The sequence below is a fragment of the uncultured Aquimarina sp. genome, assembly GCF_947492115.1.
Classification (GTDB): Bacteria; Bacteroidota; Bacteroidia; order Flavobacteriales; family Flavobacteriaceae; genus Aquimarina.
Genome location: NZ_CANLMM010000013.1, coordinates 57,289 through 69,694 on the forward strand (window position 1 = coordinate 57,289; position 12,406 = coordinate 69,694).

Here is a 12,406-nt window from a genome sequence, read left to right on the forward strand (position 1 = left end):
ATTTAATAACTGATACATAAGACCATGCAATATTTTACACAAGACTTTGTAGAATTTTTTAAGGAATTAGAATTTAATAATCATAAAGAGTGGTTTCATGCCAATAAAAAGAGATATGAAGCAAGTGTGAAGAGACCTTTTGAGATTTTTGTAGGTAAAATGATTCAAGAAATTCAGAAGTACGATCCTACATTGCAAATTGATGCTAAAGAGTGTATACTACGTATAAACAGAGATATTCGTTTTTCAGAAGATAAATCCCCGTATAATTTATATTACACGGCTTTTGTATCTAAGGGAGGACGAAAAGATAAAAGTGTTCCGGGTTTATTTTTGCGATTGTCACCTATTATGGTTGGAGTTATGGGAGGATGTTTTGGTATTACAAAGGAACAATTGTTTAATTTAAGAACTACGATTAGTAATAATCCTAAATATTTTAGAAAATTAATTGAAGAAAAAGAGTTTGTTGAGAGATTTGGAGAAATCAAAGGACGAGCAATAAAACGAATTCCAAGAGAATGGAAAGAAGCTTACAAAATTGAACCTTTAATTGGGAACAAACAATTCTATTTTGTTGGAGAAGAACCACCTTCATTAATCACCAATGAATCTCTGATTGATAAATTAATGGAGTATTGGAAGATAATGCGTCCTGTAAATGAATATTTAACTAAAGCAATTCAATAATGGCGTATAGTGAGTTCCTTTCGGATCGGATTCATCAGATTTTTAAAGACAAAAGAGCAAATTTCTATACCAAAAGAATGATGGGAGGTCTTTGTTTTATGGTAGATGATAAAATGTGTTGTGGAATTCATTTTGATAAAAAGAAGGAAACCGATTTATTAATGGCAAGAATAGGAGAAGAAGCCTATGCTATTGCTATCAACAGAACTGGGTGTTATCCAATGGATTTTACAGGAAGACCAATGAAAGGATATGTTTTTGTAACTCCAGAAGGTTTTGATATGGACGAAGATCTTGAATATTGGATACAATTATGTCTGGATTTTAATCCTTTAGCCAAGAGTAGTAAGAAGAAGAAATAGGTATGAAAAGTTTCTAAAATGCTATTTTATAATAGATAGTCTTTGTAATTGTTAAAGTTCGATAGCGACCTATTGCATATGTCTAAAACAATCTTTACTAAAACAAACGTATTTATTGCAATGCAGTATCTTTTTGCTAGGAAAAAACAGAGTTTTTTGGCAATGATTGGTGTATTGTTAGGAGTAACTACTTTTATAGTGATGATTAACTTTATGACTGGAGTGAACGATTTTTTAGATGATGCTGTTTTTAATGGAAGTCCTGATATAATTATTAGTAAGGATGTAGAAAAACCAAACGCTAATTCGATCTTAAGTCAAGGAAGTTTTTTAGATAACTATGATAAAATCGACTCTTTTTTAAAGGATAGGAATAATGTGCAAGGTTTTGCGCATCAAATAATCTCTCCAGCAATTTTAATAAGTGATGCTAAGCAACTTCCTGGCAGTATTAATGGAGTTTTTCCGACTCAGGAAGATACTATGGTTGATCTCGAAAGAAGATTGGTAGAAGGAAAAGGGTTTCAGAGTTTATCTGCAAAAAACACCATCCTTATCGGTATAAGCTTGGCAAAAAGATTGCAAGTTTCTGTTGGGGATTCTATTAAAATGATTCTTCCTAATGGTAAAAATCAACAATTAGAAGTTTTAGGAATATTTAGTTTTGGGATTACCACAATTGATAACGTACGAACTTATACCTCTTCAGAAACATTACAACATTTATTAGGTCAGAAGAATCATATCACTAATATTCACATTAAATTAAAAGATAGAGATGATGTGAGTATTAAAGATGATCTGGTTCAAAAATTCCAGGGGATAACTACAGAAGATTGGAAGGACAGTAATAAAACTATTGTCATTGGTAATAAAGTAAGAGACATTCTGACATGGTCAGTTTCTTTTGCATTGCTTTTGGTTGCAGGATTTGGAATTTATAATATTCTAAATATCACCGTAATTCAGAAAAGAAAAGATATTGCCGTTTTGAAAACCGTTGGGTATTCTAGTAAAGATATTGTATTTATCTTTTTGCTGCAATCTATTATTATTGGCGTATTAGGGGCATTTTTAGGCATCTTATTTGGATATGGTATTAGTTATTTAATATCTACAACACCCTTGGATACTTCGGATTTTATTATAGTAGAGACGTATCCTATTAACTTTAAGGTTTTTTACTACGTTTTGGGATTTTTCTTTGGTGTTTTGACAACTGCTTTCGCTGGGTATTTTCCATCTAAAAAAGCTAGTAAAGTGGATCCGGTAACGATTATAAGAGGGATATGATTTTAAAAGCTAAACAGATCAATAAATATTTTACAGAACCAGAAAAGCATCAGGTTTTATACGATGTTTCTTTATCAATTTCTGAAGGTGAGTTAGTATCTGTATTTGGTGAGTCTGGAAGCGGTAAATCTACCTTATTATATATTTTGTCTACGTTAGATACTGATTTTGATGGTGATCTAACAATATATGATCACAAAATTAAAAGGTTAACTGCTTCGCAATTAACTGATTTTAGAAATAAACATATCGGTTTTGTATATCAATTTCATTATTTGCTTCCAGAGTTTAATGTCCTTCAGAATGTAATGTTGCCTGCTATGAAGCTTTCCTTAAAAAGTAAAAAGGAGATAGAACACGATGCTACGAGTTTATTAGCAGAAGTGGGTATGAAATCCTTTGCTAAACGCCCTGCATATCAACTTTCTGGTGGGCAACAACAGCGAGTAGCTATTGCAAGAGCCTTAATAAACAATCCTTCATTAATTGTTGCAGATGAACCCACTGGAAATTTAGACCAAAAAAACTCAGAATTAATATTCGATTTGCTTAAAGAAATTACGGGATCTAAAAATAAAGCTGTAGTAATTGCCACCCATAATTCTAAAATTTATCATAATTCTGATAGAAGTATTGAAATGATTGATGGAGTTATACGACTATGATCGTATAAAAACTTAAAAATCAATAAAATGGAAACTTCTTTTAATAAAAGTATTGTGATTTTCGATGGTGAGTGCAATTTATGTAATGGTGTAGTAGGCTGGTTGATGAAATTTGCTCCAAAAGATCTTTTCCATTTTACTCCTTTTCAATCTCCACTGGGGCAAGAATTATTAAAAGAGCATGGATATCCAACTGAAAGGTTAGATACGGTGATTTTGATCGATGAAAATGGAGCGCACACTCATTCTGATGGTTTTATTAAGATAGTTTCCAAAATTCCAAAATGGAAACGAGTAGCTGCCTTGTTAGCCTTTGTTCCTCGAATGATACGCGATGGAATTTATAAACTAGCTTCTCGCAACAGAGTAAAGTGGTTTGGACACTCTACCAGTTGCACAATTAACTTTAGATAATTTTTTACTTCACCTCGCTAGTGAAATTCAATTAAAAAGAATTGCTACATTTGGATGATCACACAATACGAATCTGAATGGGCTTTTTTGTTAATAGGTATACGCGAACATGTATATTTTATTGGATGTTGTTGTCTGCTTTTTGGACTTTTGAGCTAAGTGCACAGAAGGAAGAAGTTATAGGAGTAGATACAATCCAAAACAAAAGTATTGATCAACTAGTAGACTTGATTAAAAATTCTAGAAGGGAAAAAGCTGCAGTTTATGAAAATATATTAAAAAGCAAAAACCTGTCGGGTAACGATCTTTCGGAAATTTACATCGATATTGGATATGACTTTTATAGAAAAGAAGAATCCGAAATAAGTATTTCATATTTTCAAAAAGCTATTGATATAGCGAAACGAAATTCGGATAATGAAACCCTTGCTAATGCATACTTAAAATTAGGAAATTCTTATTTGCAAGATTGGCAAAATCAAAAAGCCTTAGATACCTACCATCAAGTTTTACAAATAGCACAAGAACGAGGGAATCTTAAAAAAGAAATTGTAGCCAAATCCAATATAGTAATTGTGCTCAGAAGAATGAATCAGTTAGATAAAGCACTGGAAGACTGTAGAGGTTTATTGAGTTTTATAGATAAGACATCATATAAAAATAAGATAAATCATGTAAATGTATTGACTATTATAAGTGAAGTATATTTAGATCTGGAGCAGTTTGATTCTGTTCTAAAATACGCGGATATAGGTATTGCCATTAGTACTCCTTTAAATTATGAAATCGGGATAGCAGATTTATATACCAAAAAAGGAATTGTTTTCTTTAAAAGGCAAGACTATGATCAAGCTTTGAGCTTTTTATATAAAGCGGAAAAAATTTTAAACAAATTAGAAGTTAATGATAGGTCTAATCAGAGAATTAATGTGAATTATTTTTTGGCGAGTTATTTCTATGACATGCAATCATATGAAAAAGCAGTTGACTATCTATTAAAAACAATCAATGCCTTAAAGGAAAATGACCTAAGAAAGAATAGAGTGATAGATACACATATGCTTCTCGCTAAGAGCTACAAGGAAATTGGAAATACAGATGCTTCTATAGTATGGTTTTCGAAACATCAGGAATTACAGGATCAATTTCAGAAAGATAAAGATAAAACAGTTCATAAAATCTATGATCAGAGTACACAGCAATTGGATAACAAAATTAAAAAGCTAGAAAGTAAACAAGAAAAAGAACAAAAGCTTAAGAGTTATATTTTATGGGCTTTAGTCATTGTGGCATTATCCCTTGTTTTTATACTAATTACTTATTTTAGAAAGCAAAAAGCAAATAAGAAAGTTTTTAATAAACTGATTCAAAGAATTTCTGATCTTGAATCAAAAGAAGCTCAAGAAAATATAGAAACTAGAGAGTCTACTAAAGAAATTTATATCGATGATGATAAAATAAATGCAGTGCTAAAGGGATTAGAGAAACTAGAAAAGCAAGAGTATTTTTTAAGTGTCGATTGTAATTTAAGATCTATAGCGAAAAAGGTGAAAACCAATGCTACCTACCTTTCCAGAATTATTAATAACTATAAAGGAAAAAGTTTTAATGATTATATCAATGACCTAAGAATTGATTACGTATTGAAACGATTAAAAAATGACAACAAATTCAGGTCATTTTCTATTAGTTCGATTGCTAGCGAGATTGGATATAAAAGCGATAATTCTTTTACCAAACATTTTAAAGCTAAAACAGGGTTAAATCCTTCTTATTATATCAAGAATATTGAGAAGTTACCTGTAAAACTATAAAACTTCAAAAAAGTCAATAGAAGAATGCCGCATTTTGTTTAAAATGAGGTTTGTCAATTATGATTTAAGGCTTGTAAAAAGTATATTTCATTATATTAACTCTATAGATCTTATTAGTTTTTAACGGTTTTTAGGATCTTTTAAATATTACATAATGAAAAAGCAATTAAAGAAAAGCATAAGTCTTAAAAAGCTCACTATTGCTAGAATTAACGACTATGGCATGAGAAAAATTCAAGGTGGAGATTGTATAGCTACACAACATTGTGATCAAACCAATAACTGCGAATCTGATGTGTATTGTGACCACAGTCATATCCCATAAAAATTTAAAAGAATAACTTAAAAAGCTCTGAAAAACTTCAGAGCTTTTTTTATGCCTTATTTTATCTAAAATGCGGAAATTATACTTTTTTACTGCGTTTCTCTGTGCTAATTTGGTAGAAGAACAAAATGAGAAATTGTTAACAATTCATTTTAGCAAGGGGTAACCGAAAACCTTAGAAAAAGAGTAGGTATCTTAATTAAAATTACATTCATGAAAAAATCATTGAAAAAGTTGGAGCTTAAAAAACAAACAATTAGTGACTTAAATCTTAATAAAATCAAAGGAGGTATCGATCCAACACATTGTTGTCCTACATTAGATGCTTTTAACAGCTGTCCTCCCCCAGGAAGATATTGTTTCTAATAAAATTATGACAAGTACTATATTTTTTAAAATGATTTCATAGTACCTGTCGTAATACAAGTTTTTTTAATATTTTGAACGCTGAAACTGCCTTACTTTTAGGCAGTTTTTTTATAGTATGTTTTAAAGAGAAAAATGAATACAGAATCTATTTTATTAGATAAGCTAGAAAAGATTAGTGCTATCCTTTCAGAAAATTATACAGATAATCAACACGTAGGTGTTTTATCCGGAATATCAGGAATTGCATTGTTTCAGTTTTATTATGCAAAATTTACTGAGAATGATGCTCATGCTGATGTTGGAGTGGATATGATATCAACAGTGATCGAAAAAATAAATCAAGGATATAGTTTTCCTACATTTTGTACCGGTATTGCAGGCGCAGGTTGGACTATTGAGCTGTTGGACGATGAAGGTTTTATTGATGTTGATAGTGATGAGTTATTGGCAGATTTAGATGAATACCTCAGTAGTGCAATCATCCAAATGGGAGAAAAAGATAAGTTTTATGATTTCTTGCATGGAACTATTGGAATCGGTTTTTATTTCTTCAAAAGATATCAAAACACAAAGTCTGAAACATTAAAGGATGCTTATAAGGTAAAACTTTTAGAACTTATTGCCTCCCTAAAAAGAACTGCAATTGAAGAGGATGATATGTTAAAATGGGAAACTTCTTTCAGCAATAATACTAAAGTAATTGGAGCCAATCTTAGTTTGTCTCATGGTATGGCAAGTATTATCAATTTTTTATCACGCTTGCTGGGCTATGATGATTTTGAGGATGAGGTCAAACCTCTTTTAGAGAAAGCTACTCAGTTTATCCTAAGTTATGAAAATACAGATTCTTCTTGTTCTTCGTCTTTTCCAAGTTGGATTTATGAAGGCATGGAAAAGAATGGCCAAGAACGTTTAGCTTGGTGTTATGGTGATTTAGGGATTGGACTTACTTTATTTAGGGTTGGAAGAGCATTGAAAAATGATATGATAACCGAAAAAGGCATGAAAACAGTAGAACATTCTTGTAAACGAAGAGATCTGGAAGAAGCCAAAGTAAAAGACAATGGTTTGTGTCATGGTACTTTTGGTATGGTACAGATTTACAATTATATGTACAAAGAAACAAAAAAGGAGATTTTTAGGGAAACCTCAAATTTTTGGATGGAGCAAGGGATCGATATGGCCGTACACGAAGATGGGTACGTAGGATATAAGCAATGGTTTGGAGGAGAAGATCAAGGCTGGAGAAAGGAAATCAATTTATTAGAAGGTATCGCTGGGATTGGGTTAAGTATTATCTCTTATTTGGCGCCATTTGATACGAAATGGGATGAATGTTTATTAATCAGTTAATTTGAAGTATAAAGTAATATGAGCTATAAAAATTTTCCAAAATATGTTTTGCGAGCTCCTCTTTTTTCTTTTTCCTTTTTTAAAGAATTAACTGGGGATAATGAACTGAAAGAAGAAAAGCTAAAAAAGATATGTTCGGATCAGATTATTAAAGAGGCAATTTTTTTAGCTTCACCTTCCTTATATCAAGAATTTGAAAAGTGGTTAGCTGGGAATCTTACCGAAAAAGCAGCTTCGGAGCGTATGATGTATTCTGTACTGAAGTATTTAAGTAGAATGTCTTCAAGATGTACGCCCTTTGGTATTTTTGCAGGAACTTCGGTAGGAAGCTTTTCGGAAATTGCAAACATTACACTTTCAGATAAATCAAAAAACAATCGTCATACACGATTGGATATGAATTATTTGGTAGCACTGTCCCAAGATATTGTAAAGGACGAAAAAATTAAAGAACAATTACTCTTCTATCCCAATACTAGTATCTACAAAGCTGGCAAACAATTAAGATATGTAGAATACTCTTATGTTAAAAGTAGAAGGGTTCATCATATTGTAGCAGTAGAAGATTCTGAATACTTACAAATAATATTAAGACAAGCGCGAAAAGGGGCTTTATTAAGAGATTTAGCGGAATCACTGGTAGATGATGATATTACATTAGAAGATGCATCAGGGTTTCTCGATCAATTAGTGGACAGTCAATTACTGATTAGCGAATTAGAACCTTCAGTGTCTGGACCAGAATTTTTGGATCAGATAATGCCAGTTTTAAAAAGACTTTCAGGAACTGAGCATATTATTTCCGAATTAGAAAATGTTCAGTCTACTCTAGATCGAATTGATCAAAATATAGGTAACAATGCATATGAGTATATAAAACTAAGTGAATCTCTTAAGAAATTAGGGACAGAATTCGAATTAAAATATATGTTTCAGACAGATATGAGCTTATCTGTGGAATCGAATACCCTCAGTTATGATACCATAAAAAAAATAAGAAAGGGGCTTTCTATTATTAATAAAATAACCTTACCACCAAAAGAAACTTTTATTTCTAGATTTAGGACAGCCTTTTATGAGCGATATGAGAGTAGAGAAGTTTCCTTGTCTAATGCTCTGGATGTAGAACTTGGTATAGGTTTTTTACAAGATAAGGATTCGGGCGATGTAAGTCAGATTATAGATGATCTTATGCTGCCGTATAATTCAGAGAAAGTAGCTGTCAGAGATGTAAAATGGTCAGCTATTAATGCGGTACTTCAGAAGAAATTGGTAAAAAGTATCAAGGAAGAGGAGCATGTATTAGTAGTTACAGATGACGACTTTAAAGGATTGGAAGAGAATTGGGAAGATCTGCCTGATACCATTTCAGCAATGGTGGAATTGGTAAAAGAAAAATCTGAGGAGAAAATAATAATGTCTAGTTGTGGAGGTTCGAGTGCAGCCAATTTATTAGGTAGATTTTGCCATGGAGATAAGGAGTTAAATACATATACACAAGAGATAATTGATCTAGAAACCAAATTGAATCCAGATAAAATTCTTGCAGAGATTGTTCATTTGCCAGAATCAAGAGTAGGTAATATTTTAATGAGACCAAATTTTAGAAAATATGAAATCCCCTATTTGGCAAAATCTGTTCTAAAAGATGAAGATCAATTATTATTAGATGATCTAATGATCTCAGCAACTCCAAGAGGCAAAGTGAAACTTAGGTCTAAAAAATTTGATAAAGAAGTGATACCACATCTTACAAATGCTCACAATTATTCGAGTAATGCTCTTCCGATCTATCAGTTTTTAGCAAATATGCAAACTCAAAATGTAAGAGGTGGAATTGGATTTGATTGGGGCCCTTTTGCCGATGAATACGATTTTTTGCCTAGGGTAGAGTATAAAGATGTTATACTCTCAAGTGCTATTTGGAATATATCTTCTAAAGACATTAAAGAGCTTTTAGATGCATTGAAAGATCAAGAGAAATTCTTGGAAGGATTAAACAAATTTATTGATACTAAGAAACTACCTCGTTTTGTATTACTCGCTGATGGAGACAATGAGTTACTGGTAAACACTAGAAATATAACATCAATGAAAATGTTGTTAAATACTGTAAAGAAAAGAGGAAGGTTTAAGTTAAAAGAGTTTTTGCATACCGAAGATAGTATTGTAAATAGTGGTGATAAAGCATTTACAAACCAAATTGTAGTGTCTTTTTACAACGAAAAGAAACTAAAAAATATACAGAATTAATGGAAGGAGTACAAAGAGCTTTTATTATAGGTAGTGAATGGTTATACTATAAAATCTATACTGGTCCTAAAACTTCAGACCTTATTCTAACTGAAATTATAAAACCTATAGCGAGTCAACTTTTAGAACAAGATGTTATTGATAAGTGGTTCTTCATTCGGTATAACGACCCTAAACATCATATTAGAGTTAGATTTCACTACAATGAACCAGAAAATGTAGCAGCTGTCATTAACGCATTGTATGCAGGATTAAAAGAGTTTTCTGATGAAGATTTAATATGGAAAATACAGTTGGATACGTATCAAAGGGAGATTGAACGTTACGGTGTTGATACAATGGTAGCTTCAGAAGAATTATTTTTTCTGGATAGCAAGATGATCGTAGATTTTCTCGATTTGATTGATGGAGATGAAGGGGAAGAGTTAAGATGGTTGTTTGGGATTAGAGCAATCGATCAGTTGCTTGCGGATTTTGGATATGATGAAGACCAGAAATTGGTTTTAATGGAGCGATTAAAAACTGGTTTTGGAGCAGAGTTTGGGATGAATAAAAATCTCAAAAAGCAAATGGATAAGAAGTTTAGAAATGAGCAAGAAAAGATTAAAAATTTTCTTAGACTTAGCAAAGAAGCAACTCCTGAATATATACCAATTCTTGATCTGCTTGAAGAAAAAAGTACCAAGAGTAAAGCCTTAGTTGGTAGTATAAAATCTAAGGTGAATACTTCAATATTAGATGATAGAATGAGTAGTTATATTCATATGCTTATGAACAGGTTGTTTAGATCTAAAAATCGTTTGCATGAGATGGTTCTTTATGATTTGCTATATAGAAATTATAAAATTGCCTGGGGAATCCGAAAATTTAAAAACAAAAAACAACCTAATTAAATCATTACCAATACGTCTTTGTTTCAAAAATTTTAAATTGAATGAGGTAGAGGTATTTTAAAGTTACTTCCTTTTCAATTTAATTTCTACATCATACCACTTTCAAAACAGAACTTTATTCTTTGATAATTTTTTTAGTAATTGTTGATGTTTCAGAAAATATTTTCATTAAATATAAACCTGAATGAAATGTAGAAATATCAATACTATTAGAAGTGTTATGACTGTCTAATATTTCAGAAAATATTAGTTTACCGTGAATATCGTAAAATTCAACACTTTTTAATTTTAGATTTAACTCACCAGATATATTAATTGTGTTTTTTGATGGTATTGGATAAATGGCAAGCCTTTCCAAAGGATTTTCATCATTAACGCTTAAGGTATTGTCAAAATTAATCATAAATTCAGTTAATACGGTATTTTCATTCCCATACAGATCGGTAAAGCTCCCAGGATTAATATAAACGGTTACTGTTCCCGTGGTGATAGCAGTAACAGTTGCCTGATAGGAGAGACCTCCTCCAGAAAAATTACTTATTGTTCCATTATCAACAATAATATCATTCAAACTAAAATTATTAATATCCTCATCAAAATTAATTGTGATTTCAAAAGAAGAGTTAGCCGTAGGATTGCTTTCGGCAGAGGTAATACTTGCAATTGGAGGTATATCATCTATGACTAATATATTTATATTGGATGAATTAGCACAAATGTTGGCAACGGTATATGTAATTGTATATGTATTCGGTACTGAATTGGTTAGGTTGATTTCTCCCGTACTACCATCTATATCTAATCCAGTTGGTATTGCGTTGAAAACACCACCTGTGATCCCTGTAATAATAGGAACTGCGTTTGGAGCTGTGGTTGAAAAGGAGGATTCAGTGTATAAAAATGATGCGTCATCTAAATCGTTAATAGTAATATTAAAATCAAATGAGTTTGGACAAGTTCCAGTTGTGGTATAGGTTACTACGTAATCACCCGGATCACTATTTGTGACATCAATAACTCCTGAATCAGGATCAATATCCAATCCAGTTGTACTAGCGAATACTCCGCCTGTTAGTCCTGTAATAGTAGGTGTTGCCCCAGATTGGTCTTTACAATATAAGGATTGATCATAGCTAAAGCTAGCATCATCAAGATCTGTTATATTTACGTTTACTTGACTGGAGTTAGGACAACTTCCAGTTGTGGTATAGGTTACTATATAATCACCCGGATCACTGTTAGTAATATCTATGATTCCTGAATCAGGATCAATATCCAATCCAGTTGTACTAGCGAATACTCCACCCGTTAGTCCTGTAATAACAGGTGTTGCCTCAGATTGATCTTTACAATATAATGATTGATCATAGCTAAAGCTAGCATCATCAAGATCTGTTATATTTACGTTTACTTGACTGGAGTTTGGACAAGTTCCAGTTGTGGTATAGGTTACTATATAATCACCCGGATCACTATTTGTGATATCAATAACTCCTGAATCAGGATCAATATCCAATCCAGTTGTACTAGAGAATATCCCTCCTGTTAGTCCTGTAATAGCAGGTGTTGCCTCAGATTGATCTTTACAATATAAGGATTGGTCATAGCTAAAGCTAGCATCATCAAGTTCAGTTATATTTACGTTTACTTGACTGGAGTTTGGACAAGTTCCAGTTGTGGTATAGGTTACTATATAATCACCGGGATCACTATTTGTGATATCAATAACTCCTGAATCAGGATCAATATCCAATCCAATTGTACTAGAGAATACTCCACCAGTTAGTCCTGTAACAGTGGGTGTTGTTTCGGATTGATCCTTACAGTATAAGGATTGATCATAGCTAAAGCTAGGATCATCAAGATCTGTTATATTTATGTTTACTTGACTGGAGTTAGGACAAGTTCCAGTTGTGGTATAGGTTACTATATAATCACCGGGATCACTATTTGTGATATCAATAACTCCTGAATC

At 31.9% G+C, this 12,406-nt stretch carries 12 protein-coding genes; 11 read left to right on the top strand and 1 reads right to left on the bottom strand.

All coding sequences use genetic code 11. The annotated features are described in order from the left end of the window. Positions 1 to 24: 24 nt before the first annotated feature. From Q1A73_RS23245 to Q1A73_RS23290, 11 genes are all read left to right on the top strand, one after another. A complete protein-coding gene (locus Q1A73_RS23245) occupies positions 25 to 690 on the top strand; it encodes a DUF2461 domain-containing protein (RefSeq protein WP_299610843.1) in 666 nt (221 codons plus the stop codon). Beyond that, positions 690 to 1,052 carry a TfoX/Sxy family protein gene (locus tag Q1A73_RS23250; protein ID WP_299610845.1) on the top strand — a complete coding sequence of 121 codons (363 nt, stop codon included), beginning with the start codon at positions 690 to 692 and terminating at the stop codon, positions 1,050 to 1,052. Before Q1A73_RS23245 ends, Q1A73_RS23250 begins: the two co-directional genes overlap by 1 nt. A gap of 78 nt (positions 1,053 to 1,130) precedes the next feature. Next, complete coding sequence (locus tag Q1A73_RS23255) at positions 1,131 to 2,345, top strand: FtsX-like permease family protein (RefSeq protein ID WP_299610847.1); 1,215 nt, start codon at positions 1,131 to 1,133, stop codon at positions 2,343 to 2,345. Beyond that, positions 2,342 to 3,010 carry an ABC transporter ATP-binding protein gene (locus tag Q1A73_RS23260; protein WP_299610849.1) on the top strand — a complete coding sequence of 223 codons (669 nt, stop codon included), beginning with the start codon at positions 2,342 to 2,344 and terminating at the stop codon, positions 3,008 to 3,010. Before Q1A73_RS23255 ends, Q1A73_RS23260 begins: the two co-directional genes overlap by 4 nt. Before the next feature lie 27 nt (positions 3,011 to 3,037). Continuing rightward, complete coding sequence (locus Q1A73_RS23265) at positions 3,038 to 3,424, top strand: thiol-disulfide oxidoreductase DCC family protein (protein WP_299610851.1); 387 nt, start codon at positions 3,038 to 3,040, stop codon at positions 3,422 to 3,424. A 77-nt stretch (positions 3,425 to 3,501) separates the two neighbouring features. Continuing rightward, complete coding sequence (locus Q1A73_RS23270) at positions 3,502 to 5,238, top strand: tetratricopeptide repeat protein (protein ID WP_299610853.1); 1,737 nt, start codon at positions 3,502 to 3,504, stop codon at positions 5,236 to 5,238. Positions 5,239 to 5,392: 154 nt separating this feature from the next. Continuing rightward, positions 5,393 to 5,563: a class I lanthipeptide gene (locus Q1A73_RS24615; protein WP_366141487.1), complete on the top strand. Its 171-nt coding sequence runs from the start codon at positions 5,393 to 5,395 to the stop codon at positions 5,561 to 5,563. Between the two features lie 213 nt (positions 5,564 to 5,776). Beyond that, positions 5,777 to 5,929, top strand: coding sequence for a hypothetical protein (locus tag Q1A73_RS23275; protein ID WP_155839727.1), 153 nt, complete (start codon positions 5,777 to 5,779; stop codon positions 5,927 to 5,929). A gap of 135 nt (positions 5,930 to 6,064) precedes the next feature. Continuing rightward, positions 6,065 to 7,285: a lanthionine synthetase C family protein gene (locus Q1A73_RS23280; protein ID WP_299610856.1), complete on the top strand. Its 1,221-nt coding sequence runs from the start codon at positions 6,065 to 6,067 to the stop codon at positions 7,283 to 7,285. A gap of 18 nt (positions 7,286 to 7,303) precedes the next feature. After that, positions 7,304 to 9,538, top strand: coding sequence for a lantibiotic dehydratase family protein (locus Q1A73_RS23285; protein ID WP_299610859.1), 2,235 nt, complete (start codon positions 7,304 to 7,306; stop codon positions 9,536 to 9,538). After that, positions 9,538 to 10,431, top strand: coding sequence for a thiopeptide-type bacteriocin biosynthesis protein (locus tag Q1A73_RS23290; RefSeq protein WP_299610861.1), 894 nt, complete (start codon positions 9,538 to 9,540; stop codon positions 10,429 to 10,431). The genes Q1A73_RS23285 and Q1A73_RS23290 overlap by 1 nt, the downstream gene beginning before the upstream one ends. Before the next feature lie 115 nt (positions 10,432 to 10,546). On the opposite strand, the gene Q1A73_RS23295 is transcribed toward Q1A73_RS23290, so the two are convergent. Continuing rightward, positions 10,547 to 12,406 (bottom strand): Ig-like domain-containing protein (locus tag Q1A73_RS23295; RefSeq protein WP_299610863.1); only part of this gene is annotated, 1,860 nt, incomplete at its 5' end.